General features: G+C 52.4%; 20 protein-coding genes. 1 reads left to right on the forward strand and 19 read right to left on the reverse strand.

The genetic code is table 11. The annotated features are described in order from the left end of the window. Positions 1–16 precede the first annotated feature (16 nt). From minE to WMO29_RS05305, 19 genes are all read right to left on the reverse strand, one after another. A complete protein-coding gene (gene minE, locus WMO29_RS05215) occupies positions 17–298 on the reverse strand; it encodes a cell division topological specificity factor MinE (protein ID WP_178038175.1) in 282 nt (93 codons plus the stop codon). Between the two features lie 19 nt (positions 299–317). Next, the gene (minD, locus tag WMO29_RS05220; protein WP_178038176.1) at positions 318–1,103 is read right to left on the reverse strand and encodes a septum site-determining protein MinD; all 786 of its coding nucleotides are present in this window, start codon (positions 1,101–1,103) and stop codon (positions 318–320) included. 19 nt (positions 1,104–1,122) lie between these two features. Next, the gene (gene minC, locus WMO29_RS05225; protein WP_178038177.1) at positions 1,123–1,827 is read right to left on the reverse strand and encodes a septum site-determining protein MinC; all 705 of its coding nucleotides are present in this window, start codon (positions 1,825–1,827) and stop codon (positions 1,123–1,125) included. Between the two features lie 11 nt (positions 1,828–1,838). Further along, positions 1,839–4,739 carry a penicillin-binding transpeptidase domain-containing protein gene (locus WMO29_RS05230; RefSeq protein WP_349164053.1) on the reverse strand — a complete coding sequence of 967 codons (2,901 nt, stop codon included), beginning with the start codon at positions 4,737–4,739 and terminating at the stop codon, positions 1,839–1,841. Between the two features lie 8 nt (positions 4,740–4,747). Continuing rightward, positions 4,748–5,323, reverse strand: a complete 576-nt coding sequence (mreD, locus tag WMO29_RS05235; protein WP_349164054.1) for a rod shape-determining protein MreD — start codon at positions 5,321–5,323, stop codon at positions 4,748–4,750. A 15-nt stretch (positions 5,324–5,338) separates the two neighbouring features. Next, positions 5,339–6,193: a rod shape-determining protein MreC gene (gene mreC, locus WMO29_RS05240; protein WP_349164055.1), complete on the reverse strand. Its 855-nt coding sequence runs from the start codon at positions 6,191–6,193 to the stop codon at positions 5,339–5,341. Positions 6,194–6,210: 17 nt separating this feature from the next. Continuing rightward, positions 6,211–7,218, reverse strand: a complete 1,008-nt coding sequence (locus WMO29_RS05245; RefSeq protein ID WP_349164056.1) for a rod shape-determining protein — start codon at positions 7,216–7,218, stop codon at positions 6,211–6,213. A 28-nt stretch (positions 7,219–7,246) separates the two neighbouring features. Beyond that, positions 7,247–7,945, reverse strand: coding sequence for a RadC family protein (gene radC / locus WMO29_RS05250; RefSeq protein WP_349164057.1), 699 nt, complete (start codon positions 7,943–7,945; stop codon positions 7,247–7,249). 66 nt (positions 7,946–8,011) lie between these two features. Further along, on the reverse strand, positions 8,012–8,263 hold the full coding sequence (locus tag WMO29_RS05255; protein WP_178038183.1) for a DUF4321 domain-containing protein: 252 nt from the start codon (positions 8,261–8,263) through the stop codon (positions 8,012–8,014). An 87-nt stretch (positions 8,264–8,350) separates the two neighbouring features. Continuing rightward, the gene (locus tag WMO29_RS05260) at positions 8,351–9,970 is read right to left on the reverse strand and encodes an NAD(P)/FAD-dependent oxidoreductase (protein WP_349164058.1); all 1,620 of its coding nucleotides are present in this window, start codon (positions 9,968–9,970) and stop codon (positions 8,351–8,353) included. Next, the gene (locus WMO29_RS05265; RefSeq protein ID WP_349164059.1) at positions 9,967–11,208 is read right to left on the reverse strand and encodes a BaiN/RdsA family NAD(P)/FAD-dependent oxidoreductase; all 1,242 of its coding nucleotides are present in this window, start codon (positions 11,206–11,208) and stop codon (positions 9,967–9,969) included. Before WMO29_RS05265 ends, WMO29_RS05260 begins: the two co-directional genes overlap by 4 nt. Before the next feature lie 10 nt (positions 11,209–11,218). Next, a complete protein-coding gene (locus WMO29_RS05270; protein ID WP_349164060.1) occupies positions 11,219–12,502 on the reverse strand; it encodes a methionine gamma-lyase family protein in 1,284 nt (427 codons plus the stop codon). Beyond that, on the reverse strand, positions 12,499–13,446 hold the full coding sequence (miaA, locus tag WMO29_RS05275; RefSeq protein ID WP_349164061.1) for a tRNA (adenosine(37)-N6)-dimethylallyltransferase MiaA: 948 nt from the start codon (positions 13,444–13,446) through the stop codon (positions 12,499–12,501). Before miaA ends, WMO29_RS05270 begins: the two co-directional genes overlap by 4 nt. 160 nt (positions 13,447–13,606) lie before the next feature. Continuing rightward, entirely contained in the window at positions 13,607–14,392 is a 786-nt protein-coding gene (locus tag WMO29_RS05280; RefSeq protein ID WP_349164062.1) for an amino acid ABC transporter ATP-binding protein, read from the reverse strand. A 16-nt stretch (positions 14,393–14,408) separates the two neighbouring features. Then, a complete protein-coding gene (locus WMO29_RS05285; RefSeq protein ID WP_178039487.1) occupies positions 14,409–15,095 on the reverse strand; it encodes an ABC transporter permease subunit in 687 nt (228 codons plus the stop codon). Between the two features lie 27 nt (positions 15,096–15,122). Next, a complete protein-coding gene (locus WMO29_RS05290; RefSeq protein ID WP_349164063.1) occupies positions 15,123–15,995 on the reverse strand; it encodes a transporter substrate-binding domain-containing protein in 873 nt (290 codons plus the stop codon). Between the two features lie 139 nt (positions 15,996–16,134). Then, positions 16,135–16,923, reverse strand: a complete 789-nt coding sequence (locus WMO29_RS05295) for a hypothetical protein (protein WP_349164064.1) — start codon at positions 16,921–16,923, stop codon at positions 16,135–16,137. Then, positions 16,911–18,038 (reverse strand): DUF5716 family protein, encoded by a 1,128-nt coding sequence (locus WMO29_RS05300; protein ID WP_349164065.1) that lies wholly within the window; start codon positions 18,036–18,038, stop codon positions 16,911–16,913. Before WMO29_RS05300 ends, WMO29_RS05295 begins: the two co-directional genes overlap by 13 nt. A 34-nt stretch (positions 18,039–18,072) precedes the next feature. Then, on the reverse strand, positions 18,073–20,631 hold the full coding sequence (locus tag WMO29_RS05305) for a DUF5717 family protein (RefSeq protein WP_349164066.1): 2,559 nt from the start codon (positions 20,629–20,631) through the stop codon (positions 18,073–18,075). Between the two features lie 120 nt (positions 20,632–20,751). On the opposite strand from WMO29_RS05305, the gene WMO29_RS05310 reads away from it, so the two are divergent. After that, on the forward strand, positions 20,752–21,846 hold the full coding sequence (locus WMO29_RS05310) for a pyridoxal phosphate-dependent aminotransferase (RefSeq protein ID WP_349164067.1): 1,095 nt from the start codon (positions 20,752–20,754) through the stop codon (positions 21,844–21,846). Positions 21,847–21,860: the final 14 nt, after the last annotated feature.

Raw genomic sequence — 21,860 nt, forward strand, 5'->3', positions numbered from 1 at the left:
ATACCCGAGATTATCCCTACCGCAGCTGATCCTTGTGCTTCAGATCCTTAATCGGAATATTGGCGCACAGGGCCGGTACATGACCATTCTGCCCGTCGGATTCGGTCTGGGTAATCTGGATGTCCAGATTTTCACAGTCGATCTCCATATATTTTGAGATAACCTTGATAATATCGTTCTTAATCAGTTCCATTACTTCAGGGGAACAGTTTGCCCGGTCAGAGATCAAAAGCAGCTTGAGTCTGTCTTTGGCCACGTCTCCTGAACTCTTTTTCCGGAAAAAATCCATCAATGCCATTTTCCTTCTCCCCCTTTACTTATTTAAACAGCTTGGACAGCTTTGCGAAGAATCCGTTGTTTACATCCAGATTCATAAGCGGCACATCCTCACCCATGATACGCTTACAGATGTTCATATAAGCGGTTCCGGCCAGAGAAGAATCGCCGGCCAGCGGCTCACCCTGGTTGGTAGCCACTACGATGCTCTCGTCGTCCGGTACGGCTCCGATGAGATCGATGGCCAGGATATCAATAACGTCCTCAATGGACATCATATCGCCGCGCTTTACCATATCCATGCGCAGACGATTCACGATCAGATTGATCTTGTGGATGTCATTGGCTTCCAGAAGACCGATGATGCGGTCCGCGTCGCGGATAGCGGAAACCTCCGGCGTAGTCACGATAAGCGCCCGGTCCGCCGCGGCGATGGCGTTCTTGAAGCCCTGCTCAATACCTGCGGGGCAGTCCAGCAGTATGTAGTCAAACTCAGGCTTAAGCTCCTCGATAAGCTTCTTCATCTGTTCCGGATTCACTGCCGTCTTATCCCGTGTCTGCGCAGAAGGAAGCAGACAGAGATTGTTATACCGCTTATCCTTAATGAGTGCCTGCTTCATACGGCAGTTACCCTCTACCACGTCTACCAGATTGTATACAATCCGGTTTTCCAGTCCCATAACCACATCCAGATTCCGCAGTCCGATATCTGTATCGATCATTACCACACTTTTACCCAGCTTCGCAAGTCCCGTTCCAATATTCGCGGTGGATGTGGTTTTACCCACGCCGCCTTTCCCGGATGTAATTACAATTACTTCACTCATACCTTTTTCCTCCAAGCTTTTATAATTTAATATCATTTAATACATCTTTTGTAATGGGTTCTATATAAATGTTCCCATCTTCCACAAAGGCAATCTTCGGCGTGTCATCTGCTTTCTTCTTCCGTACCGCCGCGCCGTCGGAGCTGCGGGCTATCACATCGCCAATCCGAATCTGCATGGGATCCATGGAAAGAGCCGCCACAAAGGCTGCTTCATTACCGGCTGCACCCACAAACACATTGCCCTTCAGAGTTCCAAGTACGATTACATTTCCCTTAGATACCACCCGGGCTCCCGGATTGACGTCTCCCAGAATAATGATGCTGGTTTCTGATTCCAGTACCTGGCCGGAACGTAAGGTTCCTTTATAGAAACGCCCATCCTGCAGATTGGTCAGGTCATGCTCCGACGGGCTTGCAGCTGCCCCTGCCACCTGATCCACCGCCTGCTTCATATGCTGCTCGGTCACCTGATTTTCATCCACCAGGCAGACCACCTGAATCTGGCAACTCTTTCCTATGACATCCGCCAGTTCCTGTTCCTCCGCCATGCTTAAAGTTCTTCCCTGAAAGCACAGGGCCATCTGGGCGTTTCCAAAAAATTTGGCGGAAGCGCTGAATTTCTCAGCTACTTCTTTCTTTATGGTCTCCCAGTCAGGCTTCTCATCCAGAATGACAATCAGCCCGTACCGGTTACTTTTGATGATAACTGATTGATTCGACATCACTTTCACTCCTAATCCCCGATTGTCTGTCCGCTGGAACCGCTGGCAGTTCCGCTTAAGATATCTTCCTCATCCGCAAGGTTAAAGTAATATTTGAACACATCCGCGCCCACCTCCGCACAGTTTGCGGATGTATAACCGTTAGCGATACGGACGGCAATGGCAATTTCCGGCGACTCGTAAGGCGCGAAGCCTACAAATAACGCATGGTTCGGATGGCTCTTACTCTGCTGCGCCGTACCGGTCTTACCCGCCACATTGAGTCCCAGATCGCTCAAAGCACTCAAAGATTTGGTGTTCTCAGCCACCAGGCGCATACCCTGCTGCACTGCATTCCAGCTGCTGTCCGCAATCTGTACCTGATTGTGCAGCTTTGGCTGATACTCCTCGATCAGCGTACCATCTGTCTCTGTCAGTTTATCAAGGAGCGTCAGGTCATAGCAATTTCCCCGGTTCGCCAACGTTGCCACATAGCGGGCGATATGGGAAAGGGAATAGCTGTTGGTACCCTGTCCGATGGCGGAACGTACCGCGTCCTTATCAGAAATCCGCGGCTCGTACTCGGAAAGCTCCAGACCGGATTTATCTCCCAGCCCAAACATTCTGGCATATTTTTCCAGTGCCGTCAGACCCTTGTCCACATTGTATCCTCCGGCGCTCCGACCGCCTGCCAGACGGTAGCCCACCTCATAGAAGAACACATTACAGGAATCACGAATAGCCGTAGTCACTGTCTCATTGCCGTGATGTCCGCCATACTGGTTAAAAATCCAGCAGGTGGGCGACGGCGTAATCTCCGTAAATACGCCGGACGCATAAATCGTTGTTGAGGGGGTAATCACGCCCTCTTCCAGACCCGCAATCGCTGTAATCGGCTTGAACGTAGAACCGGGCGCCAGATTTTCCTGGGTCACACGGTTGACAAAGGGTGATGACAGGTCTTTTCGCAGGCTGTTGTAATAATCGGAATCCATCACATTGGTCAGACGGTTGTTATCATAGCTGGGATACGTGACACAGGCCAGAGTCTGACCGGTCTTCACATCCACAATCACAATGCCGCCGCTGCAGGGCTCCAAAGCCAGCTGAGCCGGCGTGATCTCCAGATTCCGAATCTTGTCCAACATGAATGTGTAGGAACTGAGCGCTCCGGAATTCAGCCTGGATACGGTATCCTCGTCATATTCTAACACATTCTGGTCATATAATAAAAGACAAATTTCTCTGCCTGAGAGCTGATCGTCCAACAACATATACTTGTACAGCATTTTCCCAAATTCCGCGTCATCCATCAGGGCGTCTCGGATATATTGCAGTACTGACTGATAGATCTCCGCCGAATCCAGATAAGGATTGTCGCCCGAAATCTTCGTAACGTCGATCCAGTTTTTGGAAATTGCATACTGCAGATATTCCCGGAGACTGATGGTCTCGTCGGTGGTCCAGGCGATATAAGTGGCATCCGAAGTATCCACAGCATCCTTCATCAGCACCTGATTATCTCCCATCAGCACATTGGCCACGATATAACTCATATAATTTTTCATCTCTTTGGAGAGGTTCTGATAAGCCGCCGCGTTTTGTGAATTCAGCTCCGCAATCAGGCTGTCCACCGTATTCTGCAGCTTCACCTGGAAACGGCTGTATACGCTCTTTTCCAGATCCGTGGCGTCGCCCGCGTTAAAATGAGTCGTATCAATAATATAATTGTTGATCAACGCATAGTATACATCGTAGATCGGAATCATAATCTTGGCAGCGCTGGCATTGGGACCCGGATTGTACTCCTTGGTATTCTGAATCTTGGAAATCAAAATACCGGCCAGCTTCTGCTCCAGAATATTGTAGCAGGCCATCTGCAGGTTCTTGTCAATGGTCAGATAGACGTCATTGCCCGGAACCGCGTCCTTCTGTTCGGCCACCTCCAGAATCCGGCCCACGCTGTCCACGTACATCTTTTCGTAGCCCTTGGTTCCCTGAAGTTCTGTCTCCATATACTGCTCGATACCTGATTTTCCCACGATATCGTTGAGCTCATAGTCGGGGTTCTCCTCCTGCAGGCTGTCCAGCTCATCCTGGGACGCCTTTCCGATATAACCGATGATCGGCGCGAAATATTCGCTGTCCGGATAGACTCTCCGGCTGCTCTCCTCGATCTCCGCGCCCTGCAGCTCGCTCTGATTTTCCAAAACTGCCGCTACGGTCTCCTCGGATACATCCGTAGCCACAGTGGTCGCCACGTAACGCTTATAGTTATTAGCGGAGATGCCAAACCGGATGGTCGCGATCTGCAGCTGCTCCTCAGGCGTATATCCTGCTACGGAAATGCCGTATTTCTGCTGTTCCTCTTCCGTATAGGAGCTGCGGATATCGTATTTTTTCTCACCACACATATACGCCATCAGCTCGTCTGCAGTGGCAAGCTCCTGCTTGGGCTCCAGCTCGCTGATCTTATTCTTGCCATATACATCAGCTTTTAATCGCAGAAGGGAATTTCCTTCCAGCGAATATTCAAACTGGCCGTGATTGTATACAATACCCAGGTCGCTAACCACGCTGTCGCCATTCTTCTCAATCAGCTTAATCAGCTTATAGATGGTCTCGTTCAGTTTCGCGTTCTTGGTCCGGGTATTGGCATACGTACCGTTATCCTGAATGGTAACGGAATAGGAAAGCTCACTGTAGGCCAGTACCTCTCCATTCCGGTCGTAAATCTTTCCACGGGTGCTGGCCACTGATACCTCGCGCTCGGTCTTCAGGGTAAAGGAATCCTGATAATCGCCGCCCTTTACAATCTGCAGATAGAAAACCCGCTGCAGAAGAATGCCGAAGAGAGCCACAAACACCACGACCAGGACAAAGGTTCTTGATTTTATTAAATTACTTAAGGTTTCTTTGATTTCGTCCAACAAATCTTTTCTTACTCCTCTGTCTTATGATCCGTCTGTCCATTATCCTTATAAGGTATTATGGGAGATGCCATACGGCTCTCGCCTTCTTCCTTTTCCTTTTTCTCCAGCCAGTGATTCAGTGAACGAATCAGGCGGTAGAGTACAATGGTCACCACTACGGTATACACCAGCTCCGGAAAGATGATATGTCCGAAATAAAAACCAAAATGGAACCGTCTCCGCATCAGGAACAGGAAGAAATAGACGCTCAGTCCATATACGAGCTCTGACAACGCAATCCAAATCATCGGAAGCTTGATATCTTCATCGTAAAACATTCTGTGAAACAGGCCGCTTCCATATCCCAGAAACATATACAGAAGACTGTAAAAGCCGAACAGCCGCCCAAAGAAAATATCCGTCAGAAGGCCGGAAAAAAAGCCTACGGCCATACCCTCTTTTTCCCCGCGCATAAAACCCAGGGAGGATGTCACAATCAGCAGCAGATTCGGAACAATTCCTGCCAGGGACAGTGCCTGAAATACCGTACACTGCAGGATAAAGCATATGATAATCAGAAGCGCTTCTATCGCTTTACGTCTCATCCTTTTCACTCCTGTCTATTCTTCCACTGTCTGCTTTATATCAGTGATGACAAGCACCGAATGCAGATGTTCGAAATCCACAGCCGGAGTCAGTGTGCCGGAACGGGTCAGGTTATTGGAATCCAGACTCAGTTCATTGATATAGCCGATCAGCAGTCCCGCGTGGTACTTGTCGCTTACATGGGAAGTCACCACCGTGTCACCGATGCTGGCCTTTCCTTCCGTATCCCGCAGCTGGTAAAGCTGAATCAGGCCGGACTCCATCAACTGTAAATCGCCCTTTACAAAGCAGAGATCGGAGGTGGAAAGCACCTGGGCGCTGACTTCGCTCATATCGTCGATGATAGAGCGCACCTGCGCCCAGTTGTCACCCACCTTGGTAATAATACCAACCAGGCCGCTGCCTGCGATGACGTTCATATCTGTCGCCAGACCGTCCTTGCTGCCCTTGTCAATGACAAAGGTGTTGAACCAGTTACCGGAGTCGCTGGCAATGATGTTAGCCGCCACCTTGTTATACTCTCCATAGGTCTGATCCAGATTATAGAGAGCCTCCAGTTCCTGCAGCCGGTACTGATTCTGCATCAGCCGGCTGTTCTGAAGGGTCAGCTCATCCACCTGCTCCTGCAAAGCCTTATTCTCCGCCTGAGCGTCCGCCAGATCCTGCAGGCTGTTACCTTTATCTCTGGCCCAGCCGCCCACACTGTTGATGCCCCGCTCAAAAGGCACGAAGATATAGCCGGTGATACGGCCCAGCGTGCTGCCCGCGAAACCGGTGGCGTAAGACGCGTACATCATTCCGATACAAAGAATCGCCAGCACCGCAAATATGTACTTTGGCGGTACTGTAAAATGATTTTTCTTCTTCATACTTCACCTGATATTACTTAGTTATAGTTCTGCTCTTTGGTCACGAAGGTCAGGCTCTTGAACTCCTTCTCCTTGATCACACGCTCCAGTCCCCTGGCCACGCACTCCTCCGGCTTCTCCACCAGATTCACCTTGATATTGGTGGCGTCCGCGATGAGCTTGTCCAGACCCTTTAAGTTGGCCACGCCGCCAGTCAGGAAGATGCCGTTGCGGATGATATCCACACCAAGCTCGGGCGGGGTTCTCTCCAGAATCACTTTGATGGCATCCACGATAGACTTCAGATTCTCCGCAATGGCATTTGCCACGAAGTCCGCGGTAATCTCCAGAAGGGCCGGAAGTCCCAGAGCCATATTGCGGCCACAGATTTCCCGCTTGGATGTAGTGTCACCGGGCTGATAACCCAGCTCATCTTTCAGAATCTCGGCAGTTTTATTACCGATGAAATAACCATACTCCCGGCGGATGGCATTGGCGATGGCCTCGTCGATCTTATTGCCGCCGTTCTTAATCAGCTTGCTGGTGACAGTTCCGCCCAGAGACAGGATGGAGATCTCCGTGGTATCCGCTCCCACATCTACGATCATGATACCCTGGGACTGCGTCACATCCAGACCCAGACCCAGACCTGCCGCTACCGGCTTGTCAATCATCTGGATATTCCTGGACTTGAGACCTGTTCCCTGAATCAGCGTGCTGAACACACGATCCTGTACATCGGTAGGCAGCGCTACCACAAACTCCGCGCCCTTTAAATTACCCTTGGTATGAGTCTCCAGAAAAGCCTTCAGGAACTCCTGCATATAGGTAATGCTGGCTACGGTTCCGAAGGACATGGGGTAAAGCACCTCGATATTGGACGGTGCCTTCTCATGCATTTCGAAAGCCTCGTCGCCGTAGGCAATCATTCCCTTCTTCTCCTCAATGGCCACCATATTCTTTTCGCAGTAAATGGTATCGCTCTCCTTACTGTAGATCTTGATGCTGCTTGTACCAAAGTCGCATCCAAAACTCTGTGCAGACATGTCTTTCTCCTCACTTTCTTCTAAACTCTTATTCTTCAGATAGTATTCCCCGCTCCTGAAAGGAGCTATAACAATGATCACCTATAATAATATGATCCAAAAGCTGGATACCCAGCATTTCTCCTGCTTTGTAAATGCGGCGCGTCATCCGGATATCCTCGGGGCTTGGAGCCGCATCGCCGCTGGGATGATTGTGTACCAGCACCATGCGCACCGCCCGGCATTCCAGCGCCTCCATGAAAATCTCCCTCGGTGAAACCAGCGACGCGTTAACCGTGCCCTGGAACATGAGCTTTTCTTTCAGAAGTTTATTTCTGGTATTCAGAAAAAGCACATGCAGCTGTTCCTGCTCCGCGTAACGCAGCTCCTCCATGAAATAATCCGCAATCGTCTCCGGTGTGTCAAAGGCAAGACGTTCAGCCGCTTTCGCTTTTGCCATCCGGGCCGCCAGCTCCGCCACACATTTCAGCTGCACAGCTTTCACCTGTCCGATACCCCGGACGTCCATCAGACGCTCCATGGAAATCCGATTCAGGCCCTTCAGGCCTTCGCAGCCCGGCAGGCTTAAGATCCTTCCCGCCAGCTGACAGGCATTTTCCCCCCGAGTGCCCGTCCGCATAACCACGGCCAGCAATTCCGCGTCGGAAAGAGCAGCTGCTCCGGCTTTCACACATTTTTCATAAGGACGTTCTTCCTTATATAGTTCTTTCATGGTTGTTGTACTCATATTCGTTCCTTTCTGCTCTCCAGGCAGCGGATAACGACAGAACAACCATTTTCTGAAACCGGTGCTTTACAGCTTCCGGTATATAATAATCGCGATCACCACGCCCAGGATGCTGGCAATCGAGATATGGATGGTCAGGCCGAAGGTCAGAATCAACAACCCCAAATCCAGCACAATCGGATTCTCCAGACCGAAGCTCTGTCCGTAATTCAACCAGCTAAGGCCTGATACATTTGCCGTCAGCATGCCGATAAAGCCTCCCAATACGATGCCGGAAAGCAGCATAATCAGCAGCACCCAGCCGTTCTTTGATCTCATAAACTCCCTCCGTCTTTTGTCTACATATCACATTTTATCATAGCACAAAGGCTTTCTCTTGTATACAAAAAAAATCCTAAAGTTCTCTTAAGTTGTCGCCAGGTTCTGACAGAATCTTCCTGCAATCGCCTCGGCGGTTTTTACGCCGTCCATGGCCGCGGAAGTGATCCCGCCCGCATAGCCCGCGCCCTCGCCGCAGGGATAAAGTCCCCGCACCGCGCTCTCCTGACTGTCGTCTCTGAGGATACGCACCGGTGACGAGGTCCGGCTCTCCACGCCGGACAGCACTGCATCCGCCCGGGCAAAGCCCGGAATCAGATGCTCTGAGCCCACGATACCCTCTTCCAGAGCCGCCGACAACTCCGCCGGGAAGATGCCGCGCACATCGCCGAAAGTCCAGGCTCCCTTGATACAGGGCTCAATTTCTCCCAGATTTTTACTTATCACATGCTGCCGGAAATCACCCAGCAGCTGCACCGGCACCCGGCCGCCGCCTGCCCAGTATGCCGCCCGCTCCAGCTTCCGCTGGAACTCCACGCCGGACAACAGATCGCTGCCGCCGAAATCTTCCGGACGCACGGTCACAATCATGGCGCTGTTGGCGTTACGGCTGTCTCTGGCCTGGTAACTCATGCCGTTGACCGCAAGGCCGCCCTCCTCCGAAGAAGCGTTGACCACGTACCCGCCAGGGCACATGCAAAAAGAATAGACGCCCCGGCCGCCGCCGACTTTACGGGTCACCTTGTAGGCAGCTGTGGGCAGTCCCTTCGGATACCCCTCGCCATACTGGCTCACATTGATCATTTCCTGGGGATGCTCAATCCGCACGCCAACCGCAAAGGCTTTCCGCTCCATGGGGACAGCCCTGCTTTTCAGCATGGCAAAGGTATCCCTGGCGCTGTGGCCGATGGCCAGCACCAGCACCTCCGCCTCCAGATAATCCGCTTCCTGTTCCGGTTCGCTGCTGCGCTTTGTATACACGCCGCGGACCTGGCCGTCCCGGATGTGGATGTCCGTGAGCTGTGTACCGAAGCGCACCTCTCCACCGAGGTTTTCAATCTCTTTTCGGATATGCTCCACCACGCCAATCAACACATCTGTGCCCAGGTGAGGCTTATTCCAGTAGAGAATCTCCTCAGGCGCGCCGGCCTCTACAAAGGTCTTAAGGACCAGACGACCCCGGCCCGCCGGATCCTTCACCAGCGTATTCAGCTTGCCGTCGGAAAATGTGCCCGCACCGCCCTCGCCGAACTGCACATTGGAATTCGGTACGAGCGTGCCGCCGTTCCAGAAGTGATCCACGGTCTCTTTCCGCTTTCTGGCGGTCTCGCCCCGCTCCAGCAGGATAGGCCGATAACCTGCCCGGGCCAGCATCAGGCCACAGAACAGGCCCGCCGGGCCGGTTCCCACGATGACCGGGCGGTGTTCCAGCATCTCATTTCCGGGCTCCGGAAAATGGTACCTCTTTTTCTCTGTCTTTGATACATTTCGGTTGTGAAGCTTCTTCAGAAGCTTTTCCTCGCCCTTCAGCTTCACATCCACCGTATATACATAACAAATTGGTTTCTTTCTCGCGTCGATGGATTTCTTCTGAATGGTCAGCTTCTCGATCTTCTCGGAAGCCACCTTCAGTTCCCGGGCCGCCGCCTGCAGAAGCGCCGGCTCGCCATGCTCCACCGGAAGTTTGATTTGACTGATTCGAATCATAGGGTTTTCTCCTCTCCGGCTGTCGCCGCGCTCATTCCCGCCAGCCAGCCGCTGCTCCAGGCCCACTGGAGATTATAGCCGCCGCAGGCTCCGTCCACATCCAGAAGCTCCCCCGCCAGATAAAGGCCCGGCACCTTTCGGGATTCCATGGTATCCGGATTCACTTCCCGCGTGTCTGCGCCGCCGGAGCAGACCTGAGCCTGGGTGAAATCGCCGCTTCCTGTGATTTCTGTCTCAAACTGCGTCACAGTACGCGTCAGCTTCGCAAATTCTGCATCCGTCCAGTCTCCTGCCTTTTTCCGGCTCTTTCCCAGACCGCTGCGTTCCAGCACGCAAGCGCTCGTTTTAGCCGGAAAAAGGCCGGTCAGGAACTGTTCGCCGGTCTTATAAGGATTTTTTTCTGCTCTGTCCTTTAAAAATGTGAGAAACTGTGCTTCGTCAAACATGGGCATCAGGTTCAGCACTGCCCGCACCTTTTTTCCTGCATCCAGCGCCCGCACTGCATAGCGGCTCACCTGAAAGACCGGAATACCGGAAATTCCGTTTTTTGTAAACTGCACCTCGCCCTGATCGGAAGCCAGCAGCCTTTCCTCTGTATAGAGCTCCACTCTTGCGTCCATCCGGACACCTGCCAGCTTTTCATAAAATTTTTCTTTACATCGAAGCTGTACCAGCGCCGGGAGCGGTTTGATGATTCGGTGCCCCAGACTCTCCGCCAATCTGTAACCGCCGCCGTCGGATCCGGTCTCCGGAGCCGCCTTGGATCCACAGGTCAAAATCACTGCGTCCGCCGGATAGCTCCAGCCTTCTGTCTGCACCCGAAAACTATTTTCCTCCCGGGTAATAGCCTGTGCTTCTGTATTCAGCGCCAGCTTTACGCCCCGATGCTCCGCCTCCAGACGCAGCACCTCCGCCACGGAAGCTGCCTGATCGCTGTAGGGATAGAGATAGCCGTTTCGGTTTTTTGTAAATATTCCAAATTCTGTAAGTTTTTTCAGAATATCCTGCATGCCGACCCGTGACAGAACCTGCGCCGCAAAATCCGGCTCCGCGCTCCGGTAATGGTCCGGACTCTGATCCCGGTTGGTCAGATTGCAGCGGCCATTTCCGGTAACCAGTATTTTCTTTCCCACCTGCTTATTTTTTTCCAACAACGTCACCTTTGCGCCCTGCTTTGCCGCCGCAATGGCCGCCATGAGCCCGGCGGCTCCGCCGCCTACAACCACTACCTTTTTCATCCGTTTCTCCTTATAGCTGTACCAGACCGGCATCGACCATTCTTTGCAGGGACATGAGAATGCCCAGCTTCGCATGGGGCCAGGTCAGTCCGCCCTGGAAATATACCGCGTAGGGCGGTTTGATGGGACCGTCCGCGGAAAGCTCGATGGATGAGCCCTGTACAAAGGCTCCGGCTGCCATGATGACGTCGCTGTCATAGCCCGGCATCGCCCAGGGCTCCGGTGTTACGTAGCTGTCCACCGGCGCCGCAGCCTGAATGCCCTGACAGAAGGCGATAACGCCCTCGGGTTTTCCAAAGGTTACGGCCTGAATAATATCATGACGGCTCTCGGTACTGTCCGGCACTACCGCAAAGCCCAGTTTTTCATAGATATTGGCTGCGAAAATCGCGCCCTTTAAGGCTGCCGCCGTGACCGTCGGAGCCAGGAAAAATCCCTGATAAAAGCTGGTCATAACGCCCAGGGACGCGCCCACTTCCCTGCCGAGGCCCGGAGAAGTCAGACGGTATGCCGCATTTTCCACATACTGTTCTTTTCCCACGATGTAACCACCGATGGGAGCCAGGCCGCCGCCCGGGTTCTTGATGAGAGAGCCTACGCAGAGATCCGCGCCTACATCCGTGGGCTCGATCCGTTCTACAAACTCGCCATAGCAGTTGTCCACCATGCAGATCACATCCGGCTTTCTTTCTTTTATAAATGCAATCAACTCGCCGATCCGCTGTACAGAAAGGGTCGGACGGGTCTGATAGCCCTTGGAACGCTGGATGGTCACCAGCTTTGTACGCTCATTTAAGGCTGCCTCAATGGCCGGATAATCGAAGCTTCCGTCCTCCTTTAAGTCCACCTGACGGTAGGTCACGCCATATTCGGCCAGGGAACCGTTGGACGGACGGATACCGATGACCTCCTCCAGGGTATCGTAGGGCTTGCCCACCGGAGAAAGAAGCTCGTCGCCGGGACGCAGGTTTCCGGACAGGGCTACTGCCAGAGCGTGCGTACCGCAGGCGATCTGAGGGCGCACCAGGGCCGCCTCTGCGTGAAACGCCGCAGCGTAAACTTCCTCCAGCTTATCTCTTCCCAGATCGTTATAGCCATAGCCGCTGGTAGCTGCGAAGCAGGCCGCCTCCACACGGTTTTTCTGCATGGCCCCCACAACCTTAAGCTGATTATATTCAGCAGTCTCATCGATCCGGTCAAAGCGTTCTTTTAAGCCCTTTTCTATCTCCTGTCCAAATGCGTATACGGCCGGGCTGATGCCCAGTTCCCGGTACATGTTCTCTGTCTGTGTCATTTCATAATTCCTCTTTCTTTTATTATTTTCAGCATAAATGCAAGAATTTTCTCATCATCGTACGCGAATTCCGGTTTTTCCACCCAGATCACATCCCGCTCCCGCCGGAACCAGGTGAGCTGGCGCTTGGCAAAATGCCTGGTATCCCGTTTCAGGACGCGCACGGCCTCCTCCAGTGGTATTTCCCCGTCAAGATAGTCCAGGATTTCTTTGTAACCCAGCCCCTGCATGGAGACCATGCCGCGCCTGCAGCCTTCGTTTTTAAGGCTCTCCACTTCTTTCACCAGGCCGTCCTTCATCATTTCATCTACCCGTCGGTCGATGCGCCCGTAAAGGCTTGCGCGCTCGTCATTCAGGACGAAGTAGGCGAAGTTGTAGGGTGATTTCTTTTCCCGCTGCTCCTCATTATGTTCTGAGATACGCTCGCCGGTCATTTCATAATATTCCAGGGCGCGGATAACCCGCTTTACGTTGTTGGCATGGATTTCTTCCGCTGCTTTTGGGTCTGCCCGAACCAGTCGGGCGTGGAAGGCTTCCGGGCCCTCCTCTGCGGCCAGAGCCTCCAGGTTCGCGCGAAGCTCCACATTTCCCTCATTTTCGGTAAAATCAATATCGTAGAGCAGCGCCTGGATATAAAAACCAGTGCCACCGGTCAGGATGGGGATGTGCCCCCGGGACCAGATGTCTTCCATGGCTGTTTTTGCCAGTTTCTGGAAAAGAACCACGTGAAAATCTTCCTCCGGTTCCAGAACATCGATCAGATGATGGGGGACGCCCTGCATCTCCTCCGGGCGGATCTTGGCGGATCCGATATCCATGCGACGGTAAACCTGCATAGAGTCGGCGGAAATGATTTCGCCGTTTACGGCTTTCGCCAGGGCAATGGATAGTTTTGTTTTTCCGACGGCGGTGGGGCCAGTCAGGATAATCAGGGGCTTTTTCACGATGGACGTCCTCCTCTCTTAATTGCAATCTGTTTTATTCTAATATGAATTGTTCGGATTTTCAACTGGGTTTTGTGGTAAAAATACAGGCGGGGGAGAAAATTTTTCTCCCCCGCCCTCACGTTTTAACAAAGACGCTTTGGTCAGAGATGTTTTTATTTTACCCCTGCGTGAAGCGGGACAGGAACTGTCGCGTACGCTCTTCGCGGGTATGCTCAAAGACTTCTTCGGGCGTGCCTTTTTCCAGGATGCGGCCGTCATCCATGAAGATGACCTGGCTGGCCACGTCGCGGGCGAAGGCCATTTCATGGGTAACGATAATCATCGTGGTTTTCTGATCCGCCAGCTCTTTGATGACTCTCAGAACCTCGCCGGTAAGCTCCGGGTCGAGGGCTGACGTCGGTTCATCAAAGCAGAGGATGTCCGGCTTCAAGGCAAGGGCGCGGGCGATGGCCACACGCTGGCACTGACCGCCGGAAAGCTGGTGGGGATAGTTGTTCATTCTGTCCGCCAGTCCCATCTGGGTCAGGAGACCTTTGGCCTCGGCCTCGATCTCTGCGTGGATTTCTTTTTTACGGGCTTTGTAGTCCGGCTGCTCTTTGGCCAGCAGCTCTTTGGCCAACATAACGTTGCCCAGGGCCGTGTACTGTGGGAACAGATTGAAAGACTGGAAGACCAGTCCGAAGTGCAGTCTCTTTTTGCGGATCTCGGATTCCTGACGGGTCTGTGGATCTGCGGCGTCGAACAGGGTCTCGCCGTTTACACGGATGACGCCTGTGTCCGGGTGCTCCAGAAAGTTCAGGCAGCGGAGAAATGTGGTCTTGCCGCTTCCGGAGGATCCGATGATGGATACTACATCGCCTTTTTCCAGGGTAAAGCTGATATCTTTTAAAACCTCTGTTTTGTCAAAGGTTTTGCTTACATGTTCTACTTCCAGTATTGCCATTCTTTTTACATCCTCCTTATCTGAAATAGTCTAGTTTCCGCTCCAGACGCTCCAGAAGGACCGTCAGAACACCGTTGAATATCAGATAGTAGACGGCTGTGAAGAACAGCGGCCAGATCTCACCCGCGATTCCCTGGGAGCCCTTCATGAAAGCCTGTCCGGCCCAGATAATCTCCTGCAGGGCGATGATACGCGCCAGGGAAGTATCCTTTACCAGGGTGATGATCTCATTGGACATGGGCGGTACGATGCGCTTGATCATCTGCATCAGCTTAACCTTGAAGAAAATCTGGGTCTTGGTCATACCAAGCACCAGACCGGCTTCTTCCTGCCCGGCAGGAACGCTCTGAATGCCGCCGCGATAGATTTCGGAAAAATAACAGGCATAATTGAGGACGAAGGACAGGGACGCGGCCAGGAACCGACCGGTTTCTCCACCGCCCCAGATCTGCTTATGCAATACCAGTCCCGGGAAATAAAAGATGATTAAAAGCTGGATCATAAGCGGCGTACCGCGTATGATCCAGACGATGAATTTGGATAACATACTCAAGGGGCGGAATTTTGACATGGACCCGAAAGCTATCACCAGTCCTAAGGGTACCGCTCCTATCAATGTGATGAAAAATAATCTCAGTGTCTGCAGAAAGCCGCTGTTCAATGCTCCCAAAACAATCGGCATCTGTTCTATGATTCGTTCCATTTTACTTCTCTTTTGCTTTTATTTTTATTACTCCTGTACCAGAGCAGCCTGTACGCCGTACTTCTCTGCGCACGCCTTCATGCTTCCATCTGCTGTGGCGTTTGCGAAGAACTCGTCCAGAACGGCTGCCAGGTCAGAACCCTTACGGAAGCCAACGCCGTATTTCTCACTGTTCAGGGCTACGGTATAAGTCAAATCCGCATAGCTGGTTCCCTCGCCAATCATGGCCGCTGCCATCAGGGAGTCGATAACTGCCGCGTCGGATGTGCCGGATGCCACTTCAAGCAGGGCGTCGGACTGTGCCTTCACCGGTGTGTAGTTAAGTCCAAGGGCGCTGACCTCTGCCTCTCCGGCGCTGCCAGCCTCTACCGCGAAGCTTAAATCCTTCAGGCTGTCGGTATCCTGATACTTATCCGCTGCGTCCTTCGGTACTACGACTACCTGCGCGTTATTCAGGTATGCGCCGGTGCACTCCATGGAGCTTGTGACCTCGTCAGTCAGGGTCATTCCGTTCCATACACAGTCGATGCTCTTGCCGTCCAGCTCCAGGACCTTATTATCCCAGTCAATCTCTACGAACTCCACGTCTACGCCCAGGCTCTCCGCGAAGGCCTTTGCCATATCTGCGTCAAAGCCGACCCAGTCGCCATTGTCATCTTTATAATCCATGGGCTCGAAATCGGTGATGCCGACTACCAGAGTCCCCTTGTCTACCACATACGCCATGTCGCTGTCTGCGGAAGCTGTATCAACCTCTGCCGCGTCATCCGCGCTGTCCTCAGCCGCGTCCTGGGCGTCGGTATTGGTTACTACTTCTTCTTTACCGGAAGATCCGCAGCCTGCCAGCATGGAAGCTGCCATTACTCCACACAAAAATACGCTTAATACTTTCTTTTTCATAATCTGTCCTCCCACTGCCGACTCTGCGGCTGATTCGTTACCGTTTTCTTTCACTCTCTACCATTCAATCACTGTACAACAATAAAGTGACGGTACCATTGAATTTTAACATCTGGTTTCTGGTCTGTCAACCCGAACTTTACGCATAGCGGGTATTTTTTTCATATTCCCGCTCCAGCTCATAGATTTTCTCCTCCAGATGTTCCGGCTGTTCCAGATGTTCCCCTGCTTCGGACAAAAGCCGTTCATAGTCCTCCATATATTCTGAGAGCTGTTCTCCATGGACATTCTGAAGCTCCATGGCCTGTTCAAAATCTTCGTCGGACAGTCCCAGCCGCATGGAAAAGACATACTCCTTCAGAACCTCCGGATCCTTCTGGTACTGCCAGGATGTGCGAAATGCCCGTGCAGCCCTTCCAAACTGAAACAAACGGCTGTAGCAGACGCCCAGATTGTTCCAGACATGGGCGTAAAACTCCACACCCAACCGATCGCTCTGCCGGATGTCCAGAATCTTTTCATATTCATAAATGGACGCCAGATAATTACCATTGATGAAATATTCGTCGGCCCGGAGCTTCAGCCGTTCCTGCTCCTGGTAAGTGTTCAGCACCTTCATCCTGGAAGAAAGCTCCGTCAGCTCCTCCCGGGTATAATAGTCGACACTCCGAAGGATGGTCAGAACCATATTCTGGATGCTGCTTCCTGCCTCGGCTCCCTTTTTCAGCTTCTCCGCCAAATCCGGATTGTGAGCCTCCGTCCGAAGCCATTCCCAGAGGCGTTTCCCCAGCATCTGACGATCGGCCAGATAGACATTTTCGTACAGGAAAAACGCCAGCTCCTCCATGGAATACAGGCGGATACCCATGCTCTCTATGTAATAGGGCGTCTTTACCGGTTCATCCCGGCAAATCATCACTGCTCCCATACCCGTGCGCCTCCTTCCTGACTCAAATCAACCGTTTCGTTCCAGACCATATCGGAAGAGGGAAACAGCTCGCCAAAGCCCAGATCCCGCACCTCTATCCGAAGCTTTTCCACGCCTTCGAATTCCACAAAAATCCGAAGCCTGGTGGTCCTGGAAGGCCGTTCCGGAATGCCGGTAAGCTCCAGGCTTTCCTTCAGCGTCATATTTCCCTGCATGGGCTTTAAGATAAATTCCAGCACCGGTTCATCCAGAAGCATGGCCTCGCACTGCGCCTTGGCCTCATACCAGCTGGTTCCCGCGTTCAGCAGGGTATAGAGGCTGTCTTTTCCCGTTCCCGGTGTGCGGATACCCACATTGTAGGGAATTTTATCTTCACCCAGGAACACGTAGCTACGCTCCTCCGGATTCTTCAGTTCTTCCATGGCCCGGTAACAGGCCCCCTTGGCAAATAAGTTATTGCCCGCAAAAACGCGTTTCCCGGCACTGCAGAGAATCTTCAGGCTTTCTTCATACCATTTTCCATCGAAGCCCTCTCCCACCAGAAAAACAGAAGACACCGGACGGCCTCCGAAAATATCCCGGGCAATGCCGGACAGCGCCAGATCCTTCTCCCCATTGGTATAATTCCCCAAGCCGGTCTGCCATTTTTCTTCTTTTTCCGCCCGGGCCATGGCCGGAATCGTCCTGCCGTTCACATTGAGCACAGCGCTCCTAAGTTCTCCTCCCTCGCAGGTAAAGAGAACGGACTGATGCCGCCAGATTTCCCGGGGCTGATGCAGCACATAAGCACAGAAGCTCTCCTCACGGGACTGAACGAAAATCCGGCTCTCCGGAATGCCAATCATCTGCATGGCCGCCCGCCGAAGCTCCGCCGCTGTCTGCTCATCCGCCTGTTCCACACAGAATACCACGGCAGCCGCCTCGTGAATCTTACCGTAGGGCTTCAGAAGCCGCATGGCCTTTTTCAGAAAAGCCTCCGTGGTTTCTGTGGGGATTCTGTATTTCTCCGTTCCGGGCTCCACAGCCACCGAGACGGGTTCTTTTGATTTTTCATTCCAGCAGCAGATCTGCGAATACTCTTTTCCCAGATCAAACCCTATTACAAAGGTTCCCACTGTCTGCTACCTCCTTGTCCGAACAAATGTCAGTCTATTTTAACGAAAACATGGTTTCCACCAGAAATTTCTTTTTCCCGTAGGTCCCATACTGCCGCCGAAGTTCCGGCATGTCGTGCTCGGACAGGGCACGGGCCATTTCGTAAATGGAAGCATATTTGGTGCCGGTCACAAGCGGCTCTTCACCGCCTTCCACGAAGCTGTGATCCGGCGTAGCGTGCTCGCCCTCTTCGTCCTCCTCCGTCACAAACCAGGTAAGCCGGTCATCGTAGAACAGGGTAAATTCCTTCACAAAAAGTCCCGGCTCCACCGGATACAGCCGCTCCGCCACATAATTGCAGTTTTTCATCCGTGGCGACTCGATAACGTAATGCAGAATCACCTTATGCTCCGGATTAGCCCGGTATTCCACGAAGGTCTTATCCTCCAGAAGCTCCGAGCGCCCAAGCCGGGCCAAAAGTGGTTTCATAAAAGAAAACCGCATTTTCTTCTGAATACAGAGCTTCGTCATCCGCTCGGCCCGTATCTCCTCGCTTTCTGTCAGCTTCCGCCTGCCGGACAGATATCGCAGATACGCCAGTTCGCAGACCGGCGCCAGACCGGCTTCCCAGGCAATGGCCTGCGCAAGCTGCCCATAAATTCCTTCCGGCACTTTCTCATCCCGTACAAAATCCTGCCAGCTCATCCATGTGAGATAAGCCCGCGCCACCAGACCGTCGCCGCCCAACGCCCGGTAATCCTCAAAGATTCCATAAGCCTCTTCTTTCACCTGTCCGGTAAACAGCATCTGGCCGAGAATACGTTCTTCCAGATCAAAGACATCCAGTTCAAACTCATGCGCCTCATTCCAGACTTCCTCCATGATGGCCACAGAGCCATAATAGTAACCGGAAAGATATTCCAGGATTCCTTCGTTGTATTTGTGTTCCCGGAAAATATGCAGACAGAGCTTCAAAAGGAAGGCATCCTCCTCATATTCCAGTTCCCGCATTTTCCAGACCGCCAGCTTCAGCAAGAGCTTTACCCGCACCATGGAATAATCGTAAGCGCGGATCGTATCCCATGCTTCCCCGTACATGCCGCGCAAAATCAGGATTTCCACATAACGTGCCCGGTCCTTCGGCGTCATCCGGGTTGTCTCGGTCACAAAGAATTCCTGATCCAGATCGTCCAGATCCTGGTTTGCGTAATAGAACTGCAGGATCTCCTGACGCACATCTTCTTTGTAATGAGCCGTAAAGCCTTCAATCTTTAATACCCGCTTATAATTTTCCACATTTTCTCTGGTAATCACATGACATCTGGACATACCGTCGCAGAGGTAGAGATATAAGCCTCTGTGATATCGGAGCAGTTCCCGGCATTTATCCACGTAACGGCGCTCGTTCATAAGACGGGTCAGTGTGTAGGGGACGCTGCTGGTATAACAGCTGCCCTGTTCATCTACCAGCACAATCACCGCCCCCGGCGTATAGATGGGAATCAGTGCTTCCCCGTGGCTCAAAGGCACGGTAATCTTCTGCTGTAGCTGCTCATAGAGCACCTGCACATGCCGGATCCGTCTGTCATCGCAGCGGAAACGGCGCAGGAACATAATATCTGACAACGCCTCGGCAAAATCAATGGTCAGAAGTTCTTCCACCAGAAAACGTTCGTATATGACAGCCATATTTTCGCTGAGTCTGCGCTCCAGAAGCTGATCCAGCATAAAGGCCTCAATCCGATCCCGGTAGCGCCTGTAAAGCTCGCCGTCCTCCGGCTGGAAACGTATCACATTGGCGTAAAGCAGCGCCTTCTGAGCATTATTCAGCGTATTCTCCATGAGGAAATAGAGCAGCAGATTCCGGGGAAATGCCTCCGCAAAGGTTCCGGGAACCGACATCATAAAGTACTCATAAAGATTGGTGATTTTCAGCTCCAGCTCCACGCCGCGCCGGTACCAGGAAAAGCTTTCTTCGTCGGTGCTGCCGTTTTTAATCAGAATCGAGCAGATCGCTGACAGAAGTTCACTGCCGCCATACCGCTCATAGGCCTCTTTTACCCGGGCAAAGCCCTGAGCCTCGGGCCGTCTGCCCCGCCTGATCTGATCAGCCAGTTCCAGCGCCTCCCCCGGCGTCAGTTCCTTCTTTTCCGTATCCTCGATGATTTTCACATCCAGTACTTCTTCCGGCTGTTCCGATCTCTTTTCCTCCGGCAGCGGTTCAATCGGATCGGCGGAAATAAAGTAAGCGTAGCCCTCTTCCTTTGGCTCCTCATGGGGCGCTACCCGCACCGTATACGGAAGCAGATACTCTCCGGCCTCGGCTACGATACAAAATTCGCCCTCAATCTCCTCGCCGCCCCAGAGGCCCTGCCCGTCAAAGCTGTAACCGATGCGCGCCGTCCGGGCAGAAAAGCTGGGATGCTCCACCTGCATCCGCCAGGAGGAAGCATAGACGATGCCTTTGATCTGCCGATCCGCGGTCACGGTAAAACTGCTCTCCGCCTTTTCCCCCGGCCTGCAATTCAGAGTGATCAGAGATTCGGACAGACTCATCTTCGGCTTTTCGTATTCTATCTTTCCTGCTGCGATTCGTTCCAGCTTCGCCCGCATAGATATTCGCTCCTTCCGCCGCCTGCGCGGCTTTCCAAGTTTTGATTGCATTTTTTTGAAATCCAGTTATAATCAGTATAGCATTATTTGTCAGAAAGCACAAGGAAAGAGGAATTCGAAATGATTAAGCATAAAGACCATTTTCACGGAAGTGATCTGGAGAAGATTGAAGAAGTTTACGGCATCAAAAAGGAAGATATCACCAGTTTCAGCGCCAATGTGAATCCGCTCGGCATCTCTCCGAAGCTGCGTTCCTCGCTGATTGACCATATTGACGCGATTACCTCTTATCCGGATCGGGAGTATACATCCTTACGCCGCCGGATTGGAGCTTATGTGGGCGCCCCCGCTGAGAGTATTCTGGTTGGAAATGGCTCCACAGAGCTGATTTCGCTGTTTATCCAGATGGAACATCCGAAAAAGGCGCTGATTCTGGGACCCACTTATTCCGAATACGAGCGGGAGATTTCCCTGGGCGGCGGTACGTCTCTTTATTTTCCGCTTAAAGAGGAAGACGATTTCGTTCTGCATCCGGAAGCATTTAGGACGGCGCTCAATGAAAGTATTGATCTGCTGGTAATCTGCAATCCCAACAATCCCACTTCTACGGCGATTTCCCAGGATTCCATGCGGAAAATTCTGGATGAGTGTAAGCGGTATGACATCTTTGTGATGGTAGATGAGACTTATGTGGAGTTCGCGCCGGACGCGGCGGCGGTGGATTCGATTCCGCTGACTCATTTTTACAATAACCTGGTGGTACTGCGGGGCGTATCCAAGTTTTTCGCTTCACCGGGACTCAGGCTTGGGTATGCGGTCACGGGGAATGCGGATCTATTGAAGTATATCAATACCCATAAGAATCCCTGGACCATTAACAGTCTGGCGGCGGTGGCCGGGGAGCTGATGTTCTCGGATGAAGAGTATATCCGTAAGACACGGGAGCTGATTCATCGTGAACGGACACGGTGTTATGAGGAAATGAAGGGCTGGGGTACGGTGAAGGTGTATAAGCCTACAGCGAATTTTATGCTGGTGAAGATCCTCAAGGAGGGCGTGGATGCGGATGTGTTGTTTGAGCATGCCATTAAGCGGGGACTTATGATTCGGAATTGTTCGACGTTTCCATTTTTGGATGAGAGGTTTTTCCGATTTTGCTTTATGAGTCCGGAGAAGAATACGGAGCTTTTGAACTGTCTGCATGAATTACTTTAGGACGGACGAAAAAA

The organism is Laedolimicola intestinihominis (assembly GCF_040096155.1).
Lineage (GTDB): Bacteria > Bacillota > Clostridia > Lachnospirales > Lachnospiraceae > Laedolimicola > Laedolimicola intestinihominis.

What these genes read in the sequence shown, in the direction of transcription:
- minE (WP_178038175.1), bottom strand. Translation starts at nt 298, where the DNA reads ATGGCATTGATGGATTTTTTCCGGAAAAAGAGTTCAGGAGACGTGGCC.
- minD (WP_178038176.1), bottom strand. Translation starts at nt 1,103, where the DNA reads ATGAGTGAAGTAATTGTAATTACATCCGGGAAAGGCGGCGTGGGTAAA.
- minC (WP_178038177.1), bottom strand. Translation starts at nt 1,827, where the DNA reads ATGTCGAATCAATCAGTTATCATCAAAAGTAACCGGTACGGGCTGATT.
- mreD (WP_349164054.1), bottom strand. Translation starts at nt 5,323, where the DNA reads ATGAGACGTAAAGCGATAGAAGCGCTTCTGATTATCATATGCTTTATC.
- mreC (WP_349164055.1), bottom strand. Translation starts at nt 6,193, where the DNA reads ATGAAGAAGAAAAATCATTTTACAGTACCGCCAAAGTACATATTTGCG.
- WMO29_RS05245 (WP_349164056.1), bottom strand. Translation starts at nt 7,218, where the DNA reads ATGTCTGCACAGAGTTTTGGATGCGACTTTGGTACAAGCAGCATCAAG.
- radC (WP_349164057.1), bottom strand. Translation starts at nt 7,945, where the DNA reads ATGAGTACAACAACCATGAAAGAACTATATAAGGAAGAACGTCCTTAT.
- WMO29_RS05255 (WP_178038183.1), bottom strand. Translation starts at nt 8,263, where the DNA reads ATGAGATCAAAGAACGGCTGGGTGCTGCTGATTATGCTGCTTTCCGGC.
- WMO29_RS05260 (WP_349164058.1), bottom strand. Translation starts at nt 9,970, where the DNA reads ATGATTCGAATCAGTCAAATCAAACTTCCGGTGGAGCATGGCGAGCCG.
- WMO29_RS05265 (WP_349164059.1), bottom strand. Translation starts at nt 11,208, where the DNA reads ATGAAAAAGGTAGTGGTTGTAGGCGGCGGAGCCGCCGGGCTCATGGCG.
- WMO29_RS05270 (WP_349164060.1), bottom strand. Translation starts at nt 12,502, where the DNA reads ATGACACAGACAGAGAACATGTACCGGGAACTGGGCATCAGCCCGGCC.
- WMO29_RS05280 (WP_349164062.1), bottom strand. Translation starts at nt 14,392, where the DNA reads ATGGCAATACTGGAAGTAGAACATGTAAGCAAAACCTTTGACAAAACA.
- WMO29_RS05285 (WP_178039487.1), bottom strand. Translation starts at nt 15,095, where the DNA reads ATGGAACGAATCATAGAACAGATGCCGATTGTTTTGGGAGCATTGAAC.
- WMO29_RS05290 (WP_349164063.1), bottom strand. Translation starts at nt 15,995, where the DNA reads ATGAAAAAGAAAGTATTAAGCGTATTTTTGTGTGGAGTAATGGCAGCT.
- WMO29_RS05295 (WP_349164064.1), bottom strand. Translation starts at nt 16,923, where the DNA reads ATGGGAGCAGTGATGATTTGCCGGGATGAACCGGTAAAGACGCCCTAT.
- WMO29_RS05305 (WP_349164066.1), bottom strand. Translation starts at nt 20,631, where the DNA reads ATGCGGGCGAAGCTGGAACGAATCGCAGCAGGAAAGATAGAATACGAA.
- WMO29_RS05310 (WP_349164067.1), top strand. Translation starts at nt 20,752, where the DNA reads ATGATTAAGCATAAAGACCATTTTCACGGAAGTGATCTGGAGAAGATT.